We start from the raw sequence: 21,453 nt of genomic DNA, 5'->3' as shown, positions 1-21,453 counted from the left end.
TGATCCTGCGTCCAACCCCCCACCCCGGTTTGCACCCCACCCGCCCGGGTGTTCCCCTGGAAAGACCCGTGCGAGGAGACGTCGATGGTCGAGTGGCTGCGCTGGCCGGTGTTGCGGCAGGTTGCCGGGCCGGACCGCCTGGGGCGGGGGTCGGCCGCGAGGTCGGCGCGCACGGACGCGACGCGGTCGCGGACCGAGGAGGCCGACAGCGTCGCGCGGTCCGTATGCCCGTACTGCGCGGTCGGTTGCGGGCAGCGGGTGTTCGTTCGCGACGGCGTCGTCACGCAGATCGAAGGGGATCCGGATTCGCCGGTCAGCCGGGGGCGGTTGTGCCCGAAGGGGTCGGCCAGCCGGGAGCTGGTGACCTCGCCGCTTCGCCAGACGAAGATCCGCTACCGCCGGCCTCATGGCACCGAGTGGGAGGACCTCGACCTCGACACCGCGCTCGACATGATCGCCGACCGGGTGCTGGAGACCCGGGACCGGACCTGGCAGGAGACCGACGGCCACGGCCGCCGGCTGCGGCGCACCATGGGCATCGCGAGCCTCGGAGGAGCGACCCTCGACAACGAGGAGAACTACCTCATGAAGAAGCTCTACACCGCCCTGGGCGCGGTCCAGGTCGAGAACCAGGCCCGGATTTGACACTCCTCCACGGTTCCCGGTCTGGGGACCTCCTTCGGGCGGGGTGGCGCCACCACCTTCCAGCAGGACCTCGCCAACGCCGACTGCATCGTCATCCAGGGCTCCAACATGGCCGAAGCGCACCCGGTCGGGTTCCAGTGGGTGATGGAGGCCAAGCGGCGGGGGGCCACGGTCATCCACGTCGACCCGCGGTTCACCCGCACGTCCGCGATGGCGCACAAGCACGTCCCGATCCGCGCCGGCAGTGACATCGCGTTCCTCGGCGGGCTGATCCACCACGTGCTGGACAACGACGCCTACTTCCACGACTACGTCGTCGCCTACACCAACGCCGCGATGATCGTGGGGGAGGACTTCCTCGACACCGAGGACCTGCACGGGGTGTTCTCGGGGTTCGACGCCGAGGTGGGCGCTTACGACACGGCGACGTGGCAGTACGAGGGCAGCAGCGCCGTGCCGTCGATCGGTGGGCACGGCCCGGAGGACGCGCCGTCGAAGATGCACGGCCGCGAGCGCGAGACGAGCCGGCCCGAACGCACCGGTTCGGGCGGGCCCGTCTACCACGGCCGTCCCGAGACCGACCCGACGTTGCAGCACCCGCGCTGCGTCTTCCAGATCCTCAAGCGCCACTTCGCGCGGTACACGCCCGAGATGGTGGCCGAGGTCTGCGGAGTTCCGCGCGAGGAGTTCCTGCGGCTGGCCGAGACGCTGGTCGCCAACTCCGGGCGCGAGCGCACGACCGCCTTCGCCTACGCGGTGGGCTGGACGCACCACACCGTCGGCGTGCAGTACATCCGCACGGCTTCGATCCTCCAGCTGCTGCTGGGCAACATCGGCCGCCCCGGCGGGGGAATCCTGGCCCTGCGCGGTCACGCCAGCATCCAGGGATCGACCGACATCCCGACGCTGTTCAACCTGCTGCCCGGCTACATCCCGATGCCGCACGCGCACACCGACGTCGACCTGGAATCCTTCGTCGCCCAGGACGAGTACGCCTGCGGCTACTGGGCGAACATGCGCTCGTACCTGGTCAGCCTGCTCAGGTCGTGGTGGGGCGAGCACGCCACCGCCGACAACGACTTCTGCTTCGACCGCCTGCCCCGGCTGACCGGCGACCACGGCACGTTCCAGACCGTGATCGACCAGATCGAGGGCAACGTCGAGGGCTACTTCGTCATCGGCGAGAACCCCGCGGTGGGCACGGCGAACGCGCGGCAGCAGCGGATGGGCCTGGCGAACCTGAAGTGGCTCGTGGTGCGCGACCTCAACCTCGTCGAGACCGCGACCTTCTGGAAGGACGGCCCCGAGATCGAGACCGGTGAGATGTCCACTGAGGACGTCGGAACCGAGGTGTTCTTCCTGCCCGCCGCGGCGCACACCGAGAAGGACGGCACGTTCACCAACACCCAGCGGCTGCTGCAATGGCACCACAAGGCGGTCGAGCCCGCGGGCGACCAGCGCAGCGATCTGTGGTTCTACTACCACCTTGGCCGGCGCCTGCGGGAGAAGCTGAGCGGATCGCAGCGTGAGCGCGACCGCGCCCTGCTGGAGCTGACCTGGGACTATCCGACCGAGGGCGCGATCGCCGAGCCCAGCGCGGAGGCGGTGCTGCGCGAGATCAACGGGTCGGACGCCGACGGCGCGCCGCTGTCGTCCTACACGCAGTTGAAGACCGACGGGTCGACCCGCTGCGGATGCTGGATCTACTGCGGTGTCTTCGCCGACGACGTCAACCAGTCCGCCCGGCGGCGCCCGGGCCGCGAGCAGACCTGGGTCGCGCCGGAGTGGGGCTGGGCCTGGCCCGCGAACCGGCGGCTGATCTACAACCGCGCCTCGGCCGATCCGCAGGGCGGGCCGTGGAGCGAGCGCAAGGCGTACGTCTGGTGGGACGAGGAGCACGGCGAGTGGACCGGGCACGACGTGCCCGACTTCGACAAGTCCAAGCGTCCCGACTACGTGCCGGCCGAAGGCGCCACCGGTCCGGCGGGCATCGGCGGCGCCGAGCCGTTCATCATGCAGAGCGACGGCCGCGGCTGGCTCTACGTCCCGGCCGGTCTGGTCGACGGACCCCTGCCCGCGCATTACGAGCCGCAGGAGTCCCCGCTGGAGAACCGCCTGCACGGCACGCAGCAGCGCAACCCGGCGCGGCAGGTGTACTCGCGCCCGGAGAACCGCTACCAGCCCAGCGGCCAGGAACCCGGCAGCGCCGTTTTCCCTTACGTCTTCACCACGTTCCGGCTCACCGAGCACCACACCGCGGGCGGCATGAGCCGGTGGCTGTCGCACCTGTCCGAGCTGGCCCCGGCGATGTTCCTGGAGGTCTCGCCGGAGCTGGCCGCCGAGCGGGGGCTGACCCACCTGGGCTGGGCCACCGTGGTCACCGCGCGCAGCGCCATCGAGGGCCGGGTGCTGGTCACCTCCCGCCTGCGCCCGCTGCGCCACGGCGACCGGACGATCCACCAGATCGGCATCCCCTGGCACTGGGGTCCCAACGGGCTGACCTCCGGGGACGCGGCCAACGAGCTGGTCAACGTGGCGCTGGACCCGAACGTGCACATCATGGAGACCAAGGCGGGCACCTGCGACATCCGCCCGGGACGGCGGCCGCGCGGACCGGAGCTGCTGCGGTTCGTCGAGGACTACCGCAGGCAGGCGGGGATCACCGCGGACACCGGCACCGAGCACGCCGACGATCCGTGGCGGACCGGCGAGGGACGAGGGAAGTGATGTCGTGACCGGCAACCGGCTCAGCGGGCCGCTCGCGGACCCGTCCGGGGACGCGGGCTACCCGGACGACCACCCCGAGCGGGTCGGGTTCTTCACCGACACCAGCGTGTGCATCGGGTGCAAGGCGTGCGAGGTCGCGTGCAAGGAGTGGAACCTGCTGCCCGAGGACGGACTCGACCTCACCGGGATGTCCTACGACAACACCGGTGCGCTCGGCGCGAGCACCTGGCGGCACGTCGCCTTCATCGAACAGTCCACTGTGGATCTCGGGATGCCCGGGACGGGGCCGCCGGACGACTCGGTGCGCTGGCTGATGTCCTCGGACGTGTGCAAGCACTGCACGCATGCCGCGTGCCTCGACGTCTGCCCCACGGGGGCGCTGATGCGCACCGAGTACGGAACCGTCCTCGTGCAGGACGACGTGTGCAACGGGTGCGGATACTGCGTTCCCGCGTGCCCGTACGGAGTGATCGACATCCGTCCGGACAACGGCGGCGCGTTCAAGTGCACGATGTGCTACGACCGGCTCGGCGCCGGGCTGATGCCCGCCTGCGCCACGGCCTGCCCGACCGAGTCGATCCAGTACGGGCCGCTCGACGAGCTCCGAGAGCGCGCGGCGGCGCGCGTCGAGGAGCTGCACGGCCAGGGCGTCACCGATGCCCGGCTCTACGGTCACGACCCCGAGGACGGGGTGGGTGGTGACGGCGCGTTCTTCCTGCTGCTGGACGAACCCGAGGTCTACGGGCTGCCACCGGATCCGGTCGTCACGACCAGGGACCTCCCGTCGATGTGGCGGCACGCCGCGGTCGCCGCCGCGACGGCCGCGGCGGTGATCGCCGGGTGCTTCGCGGGGAGGAAGCGGTGACGGATTTCCGCTCGTACTACGGCAAACCCGTGCTCAAGGAGCCCACGTGGAAGTCGCCGGACGTGCCCGCGTACCTCTACCTCGGCGGTATGGCCGGGGCGTCCTCGGTGATGGCGTTGCTCGCGGACCGCACCGGCCGCCCGCTGCTGGCGCGAAACGGGCGGATCGCGGCAGCGGCTGGGGCGACGGCGAGCGTGGGCACGCTGATCCACGACCTCGGGCGGCCGGCGCGGTTCCTGAACATGCTGCGCGTGTTCAAACCGACGTCCCCGCTCAGCGTGGGTTCCTGGATCCTCGCACCGTTCTCGGCGCTGGCCGGGGCCGGCGCGGCCAGCGAGCTGACCGGCATGCTGACGCCGCTGGGGCGGCTGAGCGCGTCCGCGGCCGGTGTCCTCGCGCCCGCGATGACGACCTACACGGCCGTGCTGCTCGCCGACACCGCGGTTCCGGCCTGGCACGGGATGTACCGGGAGCTCCCGTTCGTCTTCGCCGGTAGCGCCGTGTCGAGCGCGGGCGCGATCGGGATGCTGACGACACCGCGCGCCGAATCCGGTCCCGCGCGCCGGATGGCGGCGGCCGGGGCGGCGCTGGAGCTGGCCGCGGAGCAGCGGATGCACGGGCGCGACGAACTCGTCGGCGAGGTGTACCGGCAGGGGAGGCCGGGGCGGATTCTCAAGGTTGCCAAGGGATTGACGTGGGCCGGGGCGGCCGGGGCGCTGCTGGCCGGGCGCAGCCGCACGATCACGGCCGCGTCCGGGCTGTGCCTCACCGCCGCGGCGGCGCTGACGCGGTACGGAATCTTCCACGCTGGCAAGGAATCCGCTCGTGATCCCCGGTACACCGTCGTCCCGCAGCGGGAGCGGGTCTGATCGGGGCCGCTCTTTTACGGCGTGGGGTGGCTGCACGTACAGTCACGCGGTCTTCTTCCGGCGCCGGTCCCTGCCGTGGCTGGCGGAGATCCTGAGAGCTCTGCTGCTGGTCGTCGGCGTCGTGCTGACGGCGTTGGGTGCAGGGGCGTTGACCTGGCTGAGCATCGTCGCTCGCCTCGGACGTGCACGGGCGCGTCGACCACAGCGCGGACCAGTGCTGGACAAGCGCGGCGACCTGCTGCGAGATCCGGAGGCGGCGCTCGAATTCCTCCGCGGTTTCAGCGGAACCGACCTGCCGAAGGACCGAGGCCACCGGGAAACCGAGTCCGGGGACCCGACCGACGACGAGCTGGAGGACCGGCGCGGCCCGGGGGAGGACCCGGGCCGCGCGGCCAGCTAGCGCAGTTCCTTCGAGGACTTGCCCAGCAGCCGCCGGGCGATGACCAGCTGCTGGATCTGCTGCGTGCCCTCGAAGATGTCGAGGATCTTGGCGTCGCGGGCCCACTTCTCCAGCAGGCTGTGCTCGGAGTAGCCGAGGGTGCCGCACAGCTCGACGCAGCGCAGCGCCACGTCGGTCCCGGTGCGGCCCGCCTTTGCCTTCGCCATGGACGCCTGCAGCGAGTTCGGCTTGCTGTTGTCGGCCATCCACGCGGCCTGCAGCGTCAGCAGGTACGCGGCCTCCCAGTCGGCCTCCAGCCCGAGGAACGTCGCCGCTGCGGCGGGCTGGCGGTGCGGCGGCCGGTCGTAGTCCGGCTCGATCCCGGACTCGACGAGCAGTTCGCGGGCCTCCTCCAGCGCGGCCTTGGCCACGCCGACGGCCATCGCGGCGACCAGCGGCCGGGTGTTGTCGAAGGTCTGCATGACCCCGGCGAAGCCCTGCTCGGTGTTGATCTCCGGGCTGCCCAGCAGGTTCTCCCTGGGAACGCGGACGTTCTCCAGCCGGAACTCGGCGGTGTCGGAGGCCCGGATGCCCAGCTTGTGCTCCAGCCGCACCAGTTCGAAGCCGGGGGTTCCCTTCTCCACGACGAAGGACTTGATCGCCCCGCGCCCCTTCGACCGGTCCAGCGTGGCCCACACGACGACGGCGTCGGCGCGCTCGCCCGAGGTCACGAAGATCTTGGTGCCGTTGAGCACGTAGTGGTCGCCGTCGAGTTCGGCGGTGGTGCGGATCGCCGCCGAGTCCGAACCGCAGTCGGGCTCGGTGATCGCCATCGCGGCCCACTTGCCCGCGAACCGCTTGAGCTGCTCGTCGTTGGCCACCGAGGCGATCGCGGCGTTGCCCAGGCCCTGGCGGGGTAATGACAGCAGCAGGCCGACATCGCCCCAGCACAGCTCGATCGTGCCGAGAGCGGTGGACATGTTGCCGCCGTTGCGGACACCGCCTCCGGTGTCCTTGCTGCGGCGCACCCCGCCCGCGCCGCCGGAGGCGCCCTGCCCGGCGTCGTTGAGGCCGTCGAGGAGGGCGGCGAGCAGGTCCAGCTCCTGCGGGTAGCTGTGCTCGGCGTGGTCGTACTTGCGGGAGTTCGGCCGGAAGACCTCGGCCGCGGACTGCCGTGCCTGGTTCACCAGCGCGGCGAACTTCTTCGGCACTTCCAGGTTGATCAAGACAGCTCCTCGGGCTGTGGCTGTGGGGGTGGGGGAGGAAGGGGAGAGGATCCGCCTGGCGGCGGATGGCGCGAAGCGCATCTGACGCCCCATCTGGGGCGTCAGACCAGCACAGTCCCCTCGGCGACACCGATGGCGCGGAGGTCGCGGTACCAGCGTTCGACGGGGTGTTCCTTGACGAACCCGTGCCCGCCGAGCAGCTGCACGCCGTCGCTGCCGATGGCCATGCCCTTGTCCACGCACAGCCGGTGCGCCAGCGCGGTCTCCCGCGCGTGCGACCGCCCCTGCTCGGCCCGGCTGGCCGCGCGGTAGGTGGCCAGCCGCATGCCCTCCAGCTCGGTGCCGATGTCGGCGACCCGGAACGCCACGCCCTGGCGGTGGCTGACCGGCTCGCCGAACGCGACCCGCTCGTTGACGTAGGGGATCACGTAGTCCAGCACCGCCTGCGCCGTGCCGACCGCCAGCGCGCACCACGCGATCCGCGCCGAGCGCACGCACTCCACATAGGACTCCGCCTCGCCCAGCAGCGCGGTCGGCGGCAGCTGCACGCCTTCGAGCACCACCCGGCCCATGCTCGCGCCGCGCAGCCCCATCGCGGGCTCGGCCTCGATGCTCAGCCCCGCGGTGTCGGACTCCACCAGGAACAGCCGCGGCCTGCCGTCGAGTTCGGCGGCGATCACGAACAGCTCGGCCTCGGCCGCGCGGGGCACCATCGACTTGAGGCCGTCGAGCACGAACCCGCCGCCGGAACGGCGAGCGCGGGTTCGCAGCTCGAACGGGTCGAACAGCGGGCGCGGCTCCAGCAGCGACAGCGCCGCGGCCGGGGCGTCGTCGCCGGTGAAGGCGGGCAGGTAGCGGGACTGCTGCTCCTCGTCGCCCCACGCGACGAGCGCGGTGCTCACCGCGGACGGGGCCAGGCACGACACCGCGAGCCCCATGTCGCCGTGCGCCATCGCCTCGGCCACCAGCACCCCGGTCACCGCGGACCGCTCGCTGCCGATCCCGCCGGCCTCGTCGGGGATGCCGACCAGCGTCACACCCAGTTCGCTGGCCTGCCGCAGCAGGCCGTCCGGCGGCGCGCACTTGGCGTCGGCGTCGGCGGCGGCCGGGCGCAGCCGCTCGGCCGCGAACTCCCGCACCGTCTCCTGGATCATCTGCTGCTCGTCGGTGGGGGTGAGGTCGAACAGGTCCTGCTTCGGCGCGGCGGGCAGCCGGGCGGGCTTGCCGTAGCGCTGCACCGCCTGGAACGAGCGGCCCGCGGCACCGAGCGTGCGGAACCCCGCCTTGGTGGTCTCGTACATCACCCGCTCGGCGGGCTTGCGCAGCCCGAGCCTGTCAACGATGGGATTGCCGGCGAAGCGGTTCAGCGCCGCCAGCGCGTACCCGATCGCGTCACGTCCCGAGCGGCGTTCGCTCAGGTTCTTCCCGCTCATTCGGCGTCCTCCGGGCCTCGAACAGTACTTACTTCGAAGTAATGCTACTCGCGAGTAGGTAATTCGCAACACCTGGATCCGATCAGTTCACGACGGCGTCGAAACCGCTGGCCAGGAGGCTATTCACCGGATGTATTCATCGAGTGTATAGACCGTGTGTACAGTGGCGCGCATGTCCATCGGTCACACCTTGCTGGGTCTGCTGGAAAGCGGCCCACGCCACGGGTACGACCTCAAACGCGCCCACGACGAGCGCTTCGGGCACAGCAGGGCGCTCGCGTACGGGCAGGTCTACTCGACGCTGTCCCGGCTGCTCCGGGACGGGCTCGTCGCCGTCGAGGGCGTCGAGGCCGGGGAGGGGCCCGAGCGCAAGCGGTACGCGATCACCGAGGCCGGCGTGCGCAAGGTCGAGCAGTGGCTGGCCACGCCGGAGAAACCGGTCGCAGACCTGCACAACACCCTCTACACCAAGGTGATCCTGGCGGTGCAGTCCGGCCGGGACGCCACCGAGGTGCTCGACGCGCAGCGCGCCGCGCACCTGCGGCGGATGCGGGAGCTCACCCGCCGCAAGACGGAGTCGGCGCCAGCCGACCAGCTCGTCCACGACTACGCCCTGTTCCACCTGGACGCCGATCTGCGCTGGCTCGAACTCGCGGTGTCCCGGCTCGGCCAACTCACCAAGGAGGTTCGCCCATGACCGCTGACCGCAGCACCGACCCGCCCGCGGGAACCGAACCGCTGCTCGAAGCACGCGACCTTGCCCTGTCGTTCGGTTCGACCCCGGCGCTGCGCGGAGCGGGCCTGTCGGTGGCGCCGGGCGAGATGGTCGCGGTGATCGGCTCGTCGGGGTCGGGCAAGTCCACGCTGCTGCACTGCCTGGCAGGAATCCTGGTGCCCGAGTCCGGCGAGGTGCGCTACCGCAGGCGCGTCATCTCGGCGGCCTCGGACGAGGAGCGCAGCGCGCTGCGGCGCGGGGAGTTCGGGTTCGTCTTCCAGTTCGGCCAGCTGGTTCCGGAGCTGACCGTGCGGGAGAACGTGGCCGTCCCGCTGCGGCTGTCCGGGGTCGGCCGCCGCCGGGCCGACGAGAAGGCCAGGGAGTGGATGGAGCGGTTGGAGATCTCCGAGCTCGCCGAGCAGCGGCCGGGGCAGATCTCCGGCGGTCAGGGCCAGCGGGCGGCGCTGGCCCGCGCGCTGGTGGGCGACCCGTCGGTGCTCTTCGCCGACGAGCCGACCGGCGCGCTGGACTCCGCGGGCGGTGAGCACGTGATGAAGCTGCTGTCCGAAGCCGCGCGGGAGGCCGGGTCGGCGGTCGTGCTGGTGACCCACGAGGCGCGGGTCGCCGCCTACGCCGACCGGGAGGTCGTGATCCGCGACGGCCGGACGAAGTCCGGGGAGCTGGTGTGATGCGCAACTGGATCCGGGACCTGGCCTTCGGCCTGCGGCTCGCCGTCGGCGGCGGGGGCACGCCGTGGGGCAGGCTCGTGCTCACCGCGGTCGGGATCGGTCTCGGCGTGGCCGTGCTGCTGCTGGCCTCGTCCGTGCAGAACATGTACGCGGCTCGGGACCTGCGGACCGAAGCGCGCCAGCCGAACTACGCGACCGGCTCGCAGCTCGCGGGTGCAGCGGTGCTGGTCCAGTCGGACTCGACGTTCTTCCGCGGCGAGCCGGTGTCGGGCGTCCGGGTCGATCCGCAACGCGCCGACGCGCCGGTTCCCCCTGGGGTGCAACGGAATCCGGCGCCGGGGGAGGTGGTGGTCTCGCCGGCGTTGGCGGACCTGCTGGGCAGCCCAGAGGGAGAGTTGCTCAAGCCCCGGGTGCCGGGCGAGATCGTCGGCACCATCGGCCCGGAAGGACTCACGTCCCAGAACGAGCTCTACTACGTGGCAGGGGCCGACGGGCTGATTGGGTCGTCGGTCCTGGCCGTGCACCACCACTTCGGCGAGGGCTCGCAGCCGGACAAGGCGCTGGGCGGGCAGCCGTGGTTCGTGCTGGCGCTGGGGGTGAGCGCGCTGCTGGTGCCGGTGGTCGTGTTCGTCGCTGCGACCGCGAGGCTGGCCGAGGCCGCCCGGGAGCGGCGGCTCGCCGCGCTCCGGCTGGTCGGAGCCGGGGCCAGGCAGGTGCGGCGGATCGCGTCCGGTGAGGCGCTGGCCGGAGCCCTGGCGGGCGTGGTGCTCGGCTGGGTGCTGTTCGGCGTGGGGAGGTTGCTGGTCGGGTCTGTCCAGGTGGCGGGATTCGCCGTCTACCCGTCCGACGTCTACCCCGTGTGGTGGTACGCGCTGGCCGTGACGGCGGGGGTGCCGGTCGTCGCCGTGGTCACGGCGATCGCGGCGATGCGCAACACAATCGTCTCGCCGCTGAGCGTGGTGCGGCGGACGGCCGCCCGGCCCCGCAGGCTGCTCCTCCGCTGCGTGCCGCTGGCCGTCGGCCTGATCGGTCTGCTCGGTTCGGGTGGTGCGGGCCCGCTCGACGGTGAGGTCGTCTTCGTCGTGTCCGTGGTGCTGGTGCTGATCGGGGTTCCGATCCTGCTGCCGTGGGTGGTCGAGCGCGTGGTGTCGCGGCTGCGCGCCGGTTCGCTGGCCGGGCAGCTGGCCGTGCGCAGCATCCAGCTCAACACCGGCACCGCGGCCCGCTCGGTGGCCGCCGTGGCGGTCGTGCTCACCGGTGTGATCAGCCTGCAGACCGTGACGGGAACGATCGAGGCCGAGAACAGCCGGGACGTCCGGCCGGACCGCCTCGCGTCGGTCATGGGGGATCTCCGGAACGGGACGCCGGAGGAGGCGGCCGGGTCGCTGGCGTCCGTACCGGGCGTCGGCCCGGTCGGCGTGCGCCAGATGGCGACGCTGGAGACGGGGGCCGACGTGTACCGGTCCGTGGTGATCGCCGACTGCGCCGTCCTGGCATCCCACCTCGGGGCCATGAGCTGCCAGGACGGTGACGCGTTCGCGCGCGACGAGCGCGCGGTGGGCATGCCCTACCCGCCCGTTCGCCCTGGGGAGCAGGGCACGGTCCAGGACACCCGGTTGCCGGAGTACGGGCCCGGTCCGGCCTGGACGGCGCCCGCGTCGCTGCGGCTGATCAGTCCCGGTACCGCCGACGGCGCACGCGGCAGCGCCTCCCTGCTGCTGACGCCGCGGGCGGCCGAAGGAATCCCGCAGGCGATGCGGACCAGCTGGTTCGAGTTCCCGCTCGATCCCGCGGCCCCGGCCGACTCGATCGAGCACATCCGCAACATCGCGGCCGAACGGCTCGTCGACGCCTCGGTCTCGACCCCGGGCCAGAACCAGGGCGACGACGAGCTCTTCGAGATGATCCGGTACGGGCTGCTGCTCGGAGCGATGGTCACCTTCGCGCTCATCGCGTGCAGCCTGTTCGTCTCGGCGGCCGAGCAGATCCAGCAGCGGCGCAGGCCGACGGCGGTGCTGGCGGCGGTCGGACTCCGGCGGTCGACGCTGGGCTGGTCGGTGCTGCTGCAGAACCTGCTGCCGATGCTCGCGGCGATCGTGGTGGCCACGGTGGTCGGGCTGGTCATGGGTGTGCTGGTGGCGTTGCTGACCTCGCGGACGACGGTCGTCTTCGACCCGGTCGGCCTGCTGGCGCTGATCGGCATCGCGCTGGCGTCGGTGCTGGTCGTGACCGGGCTGACGTTGCCCATGCTGGGCCGGATGATGCATCCGGAGGGGCTGCGCACGGAGTAGGGGAGCGGCTCGACACTGGGGCAATAGTCACTATTGCTTCAGTGTCGAGTGAAATCAATGCTGTCGGTGGTAACCGGGGGAATCGGCTCAGCGGCAAGGGGTGAATCGGCTTCGAAGTAGCGGTCAAGTGGGCGCCGGTGCGGTCGTGTCAGCTTCAGGGCAGCAGCGAACTCAGGTGTTCGGGTCCGGTGTGACGCGGGCCACTCGATCGAGTGGATCACTTGCGTCATGGTCAACTTAGGATAGCCTCAGCTGTGTTGGTCCGGGTGAGTCCCGGCGCTGGACCGAGAACCACCTGACACCGCTGATCCGGAGCTGTGCATGAGCATCCCGACCCCGCTGCGCCAGGCCGCCGCCGCGGCCTTCCGGCTCTTCCGGACCGAGGTGCGCGGCGTGCGAAGAGTGGGCGGGAACCTGACCCGGATCACCTTCGGCGGTCCGGAACTGGCGGGGATGGCCTGCGGCGGGCTGGACCAGCGGGTCAAGCTGATCCTGCCGCTGCCGGGCCAGGAGCTCGAACTGCCCGAGGGCGACCGCCCGTACCAGCGGCTGCGGGAGCTGCCGAACGAGAGCCGGCCGCACTTCCGCAGCTACACCGTCCGCGCGCACCGGCCGGAGAGCTGCGAGTTCGACATCGACTTCGTCCTGCACGGCGACGCCGGGCCGGGAACCTCCTTCGCCCGCACCGCCCGCGTGGGCGACCGGCTCGCCGTCTACGCGCCCGACGCCGAGCACGCGCACGGCGCGCGGTTCGGGGGCGTGGAATACCGGATGGACGCGCTGGGCGACCGGACGCTGATCGTCGGTGACGAGACCGCCCTGCCCGCGATCGGCAGCATCCTGGAGACCCTGCCCGCCGGGGTGGCCGCCGACGTCTACGTCGAGATCCCGGATCCCAGCGACGAGCAGGTGCTGGAGACCGATGCCGACGCCGAGGTCCACTGGCTCGCCCGCAGCGGTTGCGAGCGGCCGGGGGTGCTGATGACCGACGCCATCCGGGCGGCGCGGCTGTCGAGCGAGTCGTACTGCTGGGTGGCGGGGGAGCGCGCGATGGTCACCACCATCCGCAGGCACCTGATCTCCGAGCGCGACTTCGACCGGGAGTCGGTGACGTTCATGGGCTACTGGCGCAACGGCGAATCCGAGGGTTCCCGGCCGGCCGCCGGATGAACTGATCGAATTCGGCCGGTTGCGGAGCGTATTACACGTCCGAGTGAGATCGTGGCTCACATCTCACCGAGGGTGATCAGTCCCGGCCAGGTCCGGCCGTTGTTGATCAAGAGCTGAGCTGCGGAAACTCCGGCATCGCGCGGATCTTCGTCGTGTTTCTATGACGATGGCCACCTGTTCATGGTTTTGTGCTCGTGACTTCGCTACGTAGCGTGTCGCCGGTCGGCCCCGAACCGACGAGCGAAAACCGGATGCCCGCAGCGCCGCACCCTGCCCCGCGGGCATCCCGTCCCCGAAGAACAGGTACCGGGCAGGGACAGGACGCCACCGCCGGTCGCGGAGGCGCGCGGGTCGCGGCCCGCGCGTCCGTGGACCCGCGACCGCGCGGCCCTGGAGGCGGGGCTGGAGATCAACATGGCTCGCTACCGAGGCAAGCACCGCACCTCCACCGGCCGCAAGGTCGCCCGCGTCGCCCTGACCGGCGCCGTGGTCGCCGCCCCGTTCGCCGTGGCGATGCCCGCCAACGCCGCTCCGGAGTCCACTTGGGACGCCGTCGCGCAGTGCGAGAGCACCGGTAACTGGCACATCAACACCGGCAACGGCTACTACGGCGGCCTGCAGTTCAGCGCCTCGACCTGGGCCGCCTACGGCGGCACCTCGTACGCCTCCAACGCCGCGGACGCGAGCCGCGAGCAGCAGATCGCCGTCGCCGAGCGAGTCCTGCAGGCGCAGGGCCCGGGCGCGTGGCCGGTGTGCTCGAAGAAGGCCGGTCTGACCCGCGGCGGTCTGCAGCACCAGGACGTCTCGGGTTCGTCGAAGACCCAGACGACCAAGACCCAGACCCGCAAGACCGAGACCAAGAAGGTCACGCCGAAGGTCGACAGCGGTGCGACCGCCGGAAAGTACACGGTCCAGGCGGGCGACACCCTGGGCTCGATCGGTGCCAAGTTCGGCGTGAGCTGGCAGTCGATCCACCAGAACAACGCCGACGTCGTGCCGAACCCGAACCTGATCTTCCCGGGCCAGCAGCTCGACCTCCGCTGACTCGTCCGGTCCGCAGCGACCGGGCGCCGCAAGGAACCCCGCCAGCCTCTCTCCGGCGGGGTTCCTTGTCGTTGGCGGCCCTACTCGATGCGCTGCCTGCGGAGGTCGCTGCGGATGTCCCACACCGTCCAGCCGACGCCCACCGCGGCGATGCCCGACATCATCAGCAGTACGAGTGCTTCGGTCACGGTGCCTCCCTCGGACGTGAAAGCCAGTCGGGATTACCCCTGAGCCTAGTCAGTCCGGCCGTGATCGCCGTGCGTACTGATTCTTTGAACCCGAAAGGGTGCTCCCTGCTGTGAGGTCGCTCTCCGGCTCCGCCTGACCTCATCGCCATGAGCTGCGATCAACGCACCGTCTCGATACGAATGCGGCGGGTTATCGGGGTATTTGCGACCACATTCCGTCGATCGCGAGATACCCGAAAGCCGGGAAATGACATTCGAAGGTGTGGCAGTCAGCGTGTCGGCTCGATTTCGTGCCGCTGGCCGCGCCGTCTTCGCCGGTCAGCGCCACACTGTGGGCCGGGCGGTGCGCGCGGGACCAGATCGCGGGCGAGGTGGCGGTGCTGGTCACCCGCCGCACCGACGGTTGATCCGCCAACGGGGAGGGCTGGATGACCGAGACCACGCACGGCAGGCACCGTTCCGGTGCGCGAACCCAGGGCGGCCAGCGTTGGCAGGTCGGCCCGCCGCGCCCGGCGCGGCTGCACCGGCACGATCCGCGCACGGCGCTGGCGGTCGACGCGGGCAGGCTGGCCGCGGCGCTGTCCCGGCGGCTGGGCGCGGGCAGCGGCGGCATGATCGGTGGCCGGCTGGCGCTGGCGTTGCAGCCCCGGGCGCTGCAACGGCTCGCGGTCGGCAGGCGGATCGTCATGATCACCGGCACCAACGGCAAGACCACGACCACGCAGATGGTCGCCGAGGCGCTGCGGTCGCAGGCCCCGGCGGTCAGCAACGCGACCGGCGCGAACATGCTCGACGGCCACGTCGCGGCACTGATGACCGGGCTCGACGCACCGTTCGCGGCGCTGGAGGTCGACGAGCTGCACCTGGCGCAGGTCACCGAGCGGATCGAGCCCGCGGTGGCGGTGCTGCTCAACCTCAGCCGCGACCAGCTCGACCGGGTCGGCGAGATCCGCACCGTCGAGGCCAGCCTCCGGCGCGCGCTCGCGCAGGCCCCGCGCACCCGCGTGGTGGCCAACCGCGACGACCCGAACGTCGTCTCCGCCGCCTTCGACCACCCGCACGTGACCTGGGTGTCCGGGGGAGCGCGCTGGAAGGACGACGCGGTCAACTGCCCGCGCTGCGGCGCCTGCCTCGGCGACGGCGACCTGCCGTGGACGTGCGCGTGCGGGCTGTTCCGCCCGGAGGCGGACTGGACCGTCACTGCGGAGGGGCTGCGCGGACCCGACGGTGCCCTGCACCCGGTGACCCTCGCCCTGCCCGGCCACGTCAACCGGATCAACGCCGCGTTCGCGCTGGCGGCGGCGCTGGAGCTGGGCTGCGACGGCGAGGCCGCGCTGGAGCGGATCGAGCGCGTCAGCCAGGCCAGCGGCCGGTACAGCACGGTCCGGCTCGACGGGCACCCGGTCCGGCTGCTGCTGGCCAAGAACCCCGCGAGCTGGCTGGAGATGCTCGACCTGGTCTCGGCGCACGACCGGCCGCTGGTGCTGTCGGTCAACAGCCGAGAGGCCGACGGCTACGACGTGTCCTGGCTCTGGGACGTCGACTTCGAGTCGCTGCGCGGCCGGACCGTGGCAGTCACCGGCGATCGCGCGCTCGACCTGGCGGTGCGCCTGCGGTACGCGGGCGTGCGGTGCGAGGTCGCGGGCAGCGTGGAGGCCGCGGTGTCGGCCTCGGACGGCGAGATCCCGGACGTGATCGCCAACTACACGGCGTTCCGGGACCTGTTCGCGAGGAGCGTGCGGCCATGACGACCGAGGCGCTGCGGATCGCGCTGGTGCTGCCGGACCTGCTCGGCACCTACGGCGACCGGGGGAACGTGCTGGTGCTGGAGAAGCGGCTGGCCTGGCGGGGAATTCCCTGCGAGACGGTCACGGTGCTGTCCTCTTCGGACCCGCTTCCCGCGTCCTGCGACCTCTACGTGCTCGGTGGGGGAGAGGACGTCGCGCAGCAGGCGGCGGTGCGATTCCTCAGCCGTGGCAACGGATTGCAGCGCGCGGTGCAGCGCGGGGCGCCGGTGCTGGGGATCTGCGGCGGTCTCCAGGTGCTGGGCACGGCGTTCACGACCGGAGACGGCGCGCGGCACGACGGCCTCGGGCTCGTCGACGCCGTGACGACGCCGGGGGAGCGGCGCGCGATCGGCGAAGTCACCACGCACTCCACGCTGGATGAGGTGGGAGTGCTGACCGGGTTCGAGAACCACCTCGGCCGCACGGTGCTCGGCAGCGGTTCGAAGCCGCTGGGCCGGGTGGTGCGGGGCATCGGCAACGGCCATGACTCGGCCGAGGGAGCGGTCACCGGCCGGGTCGTCTGCACCTACCTGCACGGTCCGGTACTGGCCCGCAACCCGGTGCTGGCCGATCTGCTGCTGGAGTGGGCGGTCGGCGAGCGGCTGGCGCCGGTTCCCGAGGTCCCCGAACTCGACGCGCTGCGCGCGGAGCGCACCCGGCCGAACCTGCGCGTCCGCAAGTGACCTCAACGGCGGCGTAGGCGCTCCAGCGCCGGAGCGAGCTCGGGCGCGCGGAACAGCGCCAGCAACCCGAAGCCGACCACCGGCACGATCACCGTGCTCACCGCCAGGGTCAGCCACGCCCCGGCGACCGGTCCCATCGACGCGAGCACCGGGTCGAGACCGGCGACGGCCGCGACCGCGCAGCCGCACCCGGCGGCCGAGGCGGCGAGCGACCGCAGGACGCTGCCGGCCGTCCGCCGGGATCCGAGCCGCCCGACCCGGAAGTGCAACCAGATCTGGCCGACGACCGCGCCGACGACGAAGCTCAGCGACATCGCCAGCGCGACGGCGACCACGAGCCGGTCCGGCCCGACCGTGAGCAGGAAGACGTAGCACAGGACGCTGCGGAACCCGACCATGATCACGTTGATCCAGGTCGGGGTGCGGGCGTCCTTCATCGCGTAGAACGCCCGCAGCTGGAGCATCGTCACCGCGAACGGCACGATCCCCAGGGCGAGCACGCCGAGCGTGACGCCCAGCCGGTCGGCCGCGGCCACGTCACCGGCGCCGACGGAGAACAGCGACACCCCGATCGCGCCGCCCGCGACCACCATCAGCGCGCTGACGGGCATCAGCATGACGGCGCTGGTCCGCACGCCCAGCGAGAGGTCCGCGACGAACTCCCCGGAACGCCCGGCCGCCGCTGCCCGGCTGAGCCGCGGCATCAGCGCGGTGAGCAGCGAGACCCCGAGCACGCCGTAGGGGACCTGCGACAGCAGCCAGGCGTAGTTGAACGTCGCGACGCTGCCCTCGGTGCCCTGGCCGGTGACCCGGGTGATCACCACCATCCCGACCTGGCTGACCGCGGTGTAGAGCACGACCCAGAACGCCAGCTCCCCGAACTCCGACAGCCGGTGGTCCCAGCCCCACCGCCAGCGGAACCGGAACCCGGTGCGGCGCAACGACACCACCATGATCGAGCTCTGCACGGCGATGCCCAGCGCGGTCCCGATGCCCAGGACCAGCAGCTTCGGCTCGCCCATGCGCACCGGATCGGTCGAGATCTCGCCGGGGAGCACGGCGTAGACGACCACCGTCGCGATGACTACGACGTTGTTGGCCACCGGAGCCCAGGCCGGGGCGCCGAACCGCTCCCGGACGTTTAGCACCGCCGCCAGCAGCGCCGACAGGCCGTAGAAGACGATCCCCGGCAGCAGGAGGTAGGCGAAGGCGGTGGTCAGGGCGGAGTTCGCCCGGGTGTCCGAGCCCAGGTACAGCTGCGTCAGCAGCGGCGCGGCGGCGACGGCGAGCGCGGTGGCCGCGGCCAGCAGCACCAGGCCCATGGTGATCATCCACTGCGCGTAGGACTCGCCCTGTCTCCTGCCTTCCTGCTGCGCGCGCACCAGCAGCGGAACAGCGACGCTGGTCAGCACGCCGCCGAGCAGGAGTTCGTTGACGACGGTCGGCAGCGTGTTGGCCACCGTGTAGGAGTCGTTGACCACGCCCAGGCCGAGCACCGCGACCAGCGCGATCTTCGCCCCGAGCCCGCTGACCCGGCTGACCGCGGTCGCCACCGCCATCGTCCCGCTGGCCCTGGCCAGCGACTGCCCTCGGACCCGGGCCTCGGCCTGTTCGACCACGTGCGCCCCCATCCCACCTGACCGCCGGTGACGACCGTGCCACGAAACGTCCCCCGCCGCTCGTGGGAACCTGGCTGTGCGGACCGGTGTTCGGAGGTCGGAAGATGATCGTTTTCGGGGTGCTGCTCGTCGCCGCTGGAGTCGTGGCCTACCTGGCGGGGCTGGGCGATCCGGCGGGAGGCTGGTGGCTGCTGCCACCCGGGCTCATCGCGGCCGGGATCGGGATCGCCGTGGCCGGGCTGGTCGCCCGGGTGCGGCGTCGGCTGGCACCGTTGCGGCGCTCCGGCGAAGGCGCGACCGGAGGTCCGGTGCAGCGGATCCGGGCGGTTCCGGCGATGATCGCGGAGTCCTGGCGGGGCGGCGCGGGGGTGCCCCGGTACCAGACGCTGCTGTGGCTGCTGGCGGTCGTCTACCTGGTGTCGCCGATCGACTTCGTGCCGGAGTTCCTGCCGCTGATCGGCGTCGGCGACGACATCGGCGTGGGCGCGTGGCTGCTGAGCAGCCTCTACGCCGAGTCCGGCAACTACCTGGGCAGGCGGCGCGCGGGCTAGACCCCGGCGGGGGCCCGGCGGCCGAAGATCAGCTTGTCGACGGCCCAGCGCCCGCCGTTGAACCCGATGGCCAGCGCCGCGACGCCGAGCGCGAGCACGTACTCGAACCCGGTCGGCAGGAACAGCCCGCCCGCCAGGTGCACGAACACCAGCGCGCCCGCCATGTTGATCGCGAGCAGGACGCCGACCAGCGGCAACGCCAGCCCGATGATCAACAGGACGCCGCCGATCAGCTCGACGAGCACGTTGTACCAGGCCGAGATCACGGGTAGCGGGATGCCCGCCGTTTCGAAGCCCTGCGCGACCCCGCTGATCCCCATCGTGGTGAGCTTCTGCAGTCCGTGCGCGACGAAGATGATGCCGATGCCGAGCCGCCCCACGAACGCGAACAGATCACGAGCGATGTCCATCTCCGACTCCTTCCGGTCGATGGCCACTCACCAGTGTGGGCGTACCCCGCACGGCCGACCAGCAGAACGGCTGAGGCCCCCGCGACGCCGGTCGCGAGGGCCTCAGCGGGGCGGTGGGGTCAGCCCTTGAGCAGCGAGCGGGCCATGACCATCCGCTGGATCTGGTTCGTGCCCTCGTAGATCTGGGTGATCTTGGCGTCGCGCATCATCCGCTCGACCGGGAAGTCGCGGGTGTAGCCCGCGCCGCCGAACAGCTGCACGGCGTCGGTGGTGACCTCCATGGCGACGTCGGAGGCGAAGCACTTGGCCGCGGCCGAGATGAAGCCCAGGTTCGGCTCGCCCCGCTCGGCGCGGGCCGCCGAGATGTAGACCATGTGCCGGGCGGCCTCGATCTTCATCGCCATGTCGGCGAGCATGAACTGCACGCCCTGGAAGTCCGAGATCGCCTTGCCGAACTGCTTGCGCTCCTTGACGTAGTCCAGCGCCGCGTCGAGCGCGCCCTGGGCGATGCCCACGGCCTGCGCGCCGATCGTCGGGCGGGTGTGGTCGAGGGTGCGCAGCGCGGTCTTGAACCCGGTGCCGGGCTCGCCGATGATCCGGTCGGCCGGGATGGTGCAGTTCTCGAAGTACAGCTCGACGGTGGGGGAGCCCTTGATGCCGAGCTTCTTCTCCTTGGGGCCCACGACGAAACCGGGGTCGTCGGCGTGCACGACGAAGGCGCTGATGCCGTTGGCGCCCTTGTCCGGGTCGGTCACCGCCATCACGGTGTACCAGCTGGACACGCCGCCGTTGGTGATCCAGCACTTGCTGCCGTTGAGCACCCAGTGGTCGCCGTCGAGCCGGGCCCGGGTCTTCATCGACGCCGCGTCCGAGCCGGCCTCGCGCTCCGAGAGCGCGTAGGAGGCGGTGGCCTCGCCGGCCGCGAGGGAGGACAGCACCTTGTGCTTGAGCTCCTCGGAACCGGACAGGATGATCGGCATGGTCCCGAGCTTGTTCACCGCCGGGATCAGCGAGGAGGAGGCGCACACCCGCGCGACCTCCTCGATGACGATGCAGGTCGCCACCGAGTCCGCGCCCTCGCCACCGTAGGCCTCGGGCACGTGCACCGCCGCGAAACCGGACTTGACCAGCGCTTCGAGCGCCTCGCTGGGGTAGCGCTCCTGTTCGTCGACCTCGGCGGCGTGCGGCGCGATCTCCTTCTCCGCCATCGCGCGCACCGCCTCGCGCAGGGCGTCGTGCTCGTCGGCCAACCGGTAGGTCTCGAAGTTCTGGTCCACCGCGCGCCTCTCCCGTCCCCGGCGTCCTCCGCCGGCTCGATGAATGTGAAGCCAGGCGCTGCCGACGAGGGCGCGCACTGCCCACCGCATCGTAACGGCACTCAGTGCCACGAGCAATCGGGCCCTGTAGCATTCCGCGCATGTCCCAGGCAGCCACTTCGGAACCCAGGCCGCGCGCGGGCCGCACTCCCCACGGCAGGCGGCGGGTCCGCAGCGCGCTGGCGCTGGCGGCCATGGACCTGTTCGCGGCGCAGGGCTTCGAAGCGACCACCGTGGACCAGATCGCCGACGCCGCCGGGGTGGGCAGGCGGACCTTCTTCCGGTACTTCCGGTCCAAGGAGGACGTCGTGTTCCCCGGGCACGACGAGCAGCTGGCCGAGGTGGTCGAGCTGCTGGAGTCGGCCGACGACGCCGAGCAGCCGCTGGTCGTGGTCAGCCGCACCGCCGAGATGGTGCTGGACATGTACCTGACCGAGCCCGAGGTCTCGCTGCGCCGGTTCGCCCTGACCCGGCAGGTGCCTTCCTTGCGGGACAAGGAGATCGCCAGCATCGACCGCTACCAGCGGGTGTTCGCGCGGTACCTGCGCGCCCGCTTCGCCGGAGAGGACAACGGTGATCTCCGGGCCGCGGTGGTCGCCGCCGCGATCGTCGCCGTGCACAACCACGTCCTGCGGGAATGGCTCAAGAGCGGGGGAGAGCTCGACGCCAGGGCGGCCCTGCGCGCGGGCACGCGGCTGGTGCAGGAGGCACTGTCGTCCACATGGGACGGTGGCGGCGAGGAGCAGGTGGTGGTCGGCGTCGTGAAGACCAAGGCGTCGCCGGACGCGGTGCTGGACCAGCTGCAGAACGCCCTGCGCTCGCTGCCGCGCTGACTCCGTCGGCACT

19 protein-coding genes are annotated in these 21,453 nt (G+C 71.6%); 14 read left to right on the top strand and 5 right to left on the bottom strand.

Annotated elements, in window-relative coordinates; genetic code table 11:
- Positions 1-84 precede the first annotated feature (84 nt).
- From fdh to ABD691_RS15525, 4 genes are all read left to right on the top strand, one after another.
- The gene (gene fdh, locus ABD691_RS15540; protein ID WP_344680392.1) at positions 85-3,372 is read left to right on the top strand and encodes a formate dehydrogenase; all 3,288 of its coding nucleotides are present in this window, start codon (positions 85-87) and stop codon (positions 3,370-3,372) included.
- A 4-nt stretch (positions 3,373-3,376) separates the two neighbouring features.
- On the top strand, positions 3,377-4,237 hold the full coding sequence (locus ABD691_RS15535; RefSeq protein WP_344680391.1) for a 4Fe-4S dicluster domain-containing protein: 861 nt from the start codon (positions 3,377-3,379) through the stop codon (positions 4,235-4,237).
- On the top strand, positions 4,234-5,106 hold the full coding sequence (nrfD, locus tag ABD691_RS15530; protein ID WP_344680390.1) for an NrfD/PsrC family molybdoenzyme membrane anchor subunit: 873 nt from the start codon (positions 4,234-4,236) through the stop codon (positions 5,104-5,106). The genes ABD691_RS15535 and nrfD overlap by 4 nt, the downstream gene beginning before the upstream one ends.
- Before the next feature lie 214 nt (positions 5,107-5,320).
- Positions 5,321-5,506 (top strand): hypothetical protein, encoded by a 186-nt coding sequence (locus tag ABD691_RS15525; RefSeq protein ID WP_344680389.1) that lies wholly within the window; start codon positions 5,321-5,323, stop codon positions 5,504-5,506.
- Here ABD691_RS15525 and ABD691_RS15520 read toward each other — a convergent pair.
- Together ABD691_RS15520 and ABD691_RS15515 are read right to left on the bottom strand one after the other, a co-directional pair.
- On the bottom strand, positions 5,503-6,711 hold the full coding sequence (locus ABD691_RS15520) for an acyl-CoA dehydrogenase family protein (protein WP_344680388.1): 1,209 nt from the start codon (positions 6,709-6,711) through the stop codon (positions 5,503-5,505). The two genes, ABD691_RS15525 and ABD691_RS15520, sit on opposite strands and share 4 nt — an antisense overlap.
- Before the next feature lie 101 nt (positions 6,712-6,812).
- Entirely contained in the window at positions 6,813-8,144 is a 1,332-nt protein-coding gene (locus ABD691_RS15515; RefSeq protein ID WP_344680387.1) for an acyl-CoA dehydrogenase family protein, read from the bottom strand.
- Positions 8,145-8,316: 172 nt separating this feature from the next.
- Between ABD691_RS15515 and ABD691_RS15510 the strand changes: the two genes are divergently transcribed.
- The 8 genes from ABD691_RS15510 (at position 8,317) to ABD691_RS15475 (ending at position 16,711) form a co-directional block, all read left to right on the top strand.
- Positions 8,317-8,841, top strand: a complete 525-nt coding sequence (locus ABD691_RS15510; RefSeq protein ID WP_344680386.1) for a PadR family transcriptional regulator — start codon at positions 8,317-8,319, stop codon at positions 8,839-8,841.
- The gene (locus ABD691_RS15505; RefSeq protein ID WP_344680385.1) at positions 8,838-9,548 is read left to right on the top strand and encodes an ABC transporter ATP-binding protein; all 711 of its coding nucleotides are present in this window, start codon (positions 8,838-8,840) and stop codon (positions 9,546-9,548) included. Before ABD691_RS15510 ends, ABD691_RS15505 begins: the two co-directional genes overlap by 4 nt.
- Positions 9,548-11,839 carry an FtsX-like permease family protein gene (locus tag ABD691_RS15500; protein WP_344680384.1) on the top strand — a complete coding sequence of 764 codons (2,292 nt, stop codon included), beginning with the start codon at positions 9,548-9,550 and terminating at the stop codon, positions 11,837-11,839. The genes ABD691_RS15505 and ABD691_RS15500 overlap by 1 nt, the downstream gene beginning before the upstream one ends.
- A gap of 321 nt (positions 11,840-12,160) precedes the next feature.
- Positions 12,161-13,009, top strand: a complete 849-nt coding sequence (locus ABD691_RS15495; RefSeq protein ID WP_344680383.1) for a siderophore-interacting protein — start codon at positions 12,161-12,163, stop codon at positions 13,007-13,009.
- Positions 13,010-13,423: 414 nt separating this feature from the next.
- On the top strand, positions 13,424-14,053 hold the full coding sequence (locus ABD691_RS15490; RefSeq protein WP_344680382.1) for a transglycosylase family protein: 630 nt from the start codon (positions 13,424-13,426) through the stop codon (positions 14,051-14,053).
- Positions 14,054-14,501: 448 nt separating this feature from the next.
- Positions 14,502-14,648, top strand: a complete 147-nt coding sequence (locus tag ABD691_RS15485) for a hypothetical protein (RefSeq protein WP_344680381.1) — start codon at positions 14,502-14,504, stop codon at positions 14,646-14,648.
- 21 nt (positions 14,649-14,669) lie between these two features.
- Positions 14,670-15,989, top strand: coding sequence for a Mur ligase family protein (locus ABD691_RS15480; protein WP_344680380.1), 1,320 nt, complete (start codon positions 14,670-14,672; stop codon positions 15,987-15,989).
- Entirely contained in the window at positions 15,986-16,711 is a 726-nt protein-coding gene (locus tag ABD691_RS15475; RefSeq protein WP_344680379.1) for a type 1 glutamine amidotransferase, read from the top strand. The genes ABD691_RS15480 and ABD691_RS15475 overlap by 4 nt, the downstream gene beginning before the upstream one ends.
- 2 nt (positions 16,712-16,713) lie before the next feature.
- Here the strand turns inward: ABD691_RS15475 and murJ are convergent, their stop codons facing one another.
- The gene (gene murJ, locus ABD691_RS15470) at positions 16,714-18,342 is read right to left on the bottom strand and encodes a murein biosynthesis integral membrane protein MurJ (RefSeq protein WP_344680378.1); all 1,629 of its coding nucleotides are present in this window, start codon (positions 18,340-18,342) and stop codon (positions 16,714-16,716) included.
- A gap of 92 nt (positions 18,343-18,434) precedes the next feature.
- Here murJ and ABD691_RS15465 point away from each other — a divergent pair, with 92 nt between their 5' ends.
- Positions 18,435-18,881, top strand: coding sequence for a YkvA family protein (locus ABD691_RS15465; protein ID WP_344680377.1), 447 nt, complete (start codon positions 18,435-18,437; stop codon positions 18,879-18,881).
- Here ABD691_RS15465 and ABD691_RS15460 read toward each other — a convergent pair.
- A complete protein-coding gene (locus ABD691_RS15460) occupies positions 18,878-19,291 on the bottom strand; it encodes a DoxX family protein (RefSeq protein ID WP_344680376.1) in 414 nt (137 codons plus the stop codon). The two genes, ABD691_RS15465 and ABD691_RS15460, sit on opposite strands and share 4 nt — an antisense overlap.
- A 119-nt stretch (positions 19,292-19,410) precedes the next feature.
- Entirely contained in the window at positions 19,411-20,568 is a 1,158-nt protein-coding gene (locus ABD691_RS15455) for an acyl-CoA dehydrogenase (protein ID WP_344680375.1), read from the bottom strand.
- 140 nt (positions 20,569-20,708) lie between these two features.
- Between ABD691_RS15455 and ABD691_RS15450 the strand changes: the two genes are divergently transcribed.
- A complete protein-coding gene (locus ABD691_RS15450; RefSeq protein ID WP_344680374.1) occupies positions 20,709-21,440 on the top strand; it encodes a TetR family transcriptional regulator in 732 nt (243 codons plus the stop codon).
- The last annotated feature ends 13 nt before the right edge of the window (positions 21,441-21,453 follow it).

The organism is Saccharopolyspora taberi, assembly GCF_039534165.1.
Lineage (GTDB): Bacteria > Actinomycetota > Actinomycetes > Mycobacteriales > Pseudonocardiaceae > Saccharopolyspora_D > Saccharopolyspora_D taberi.
This window is presented reverse-complemented; position numbering and strand designations above follow the sequence as displayed.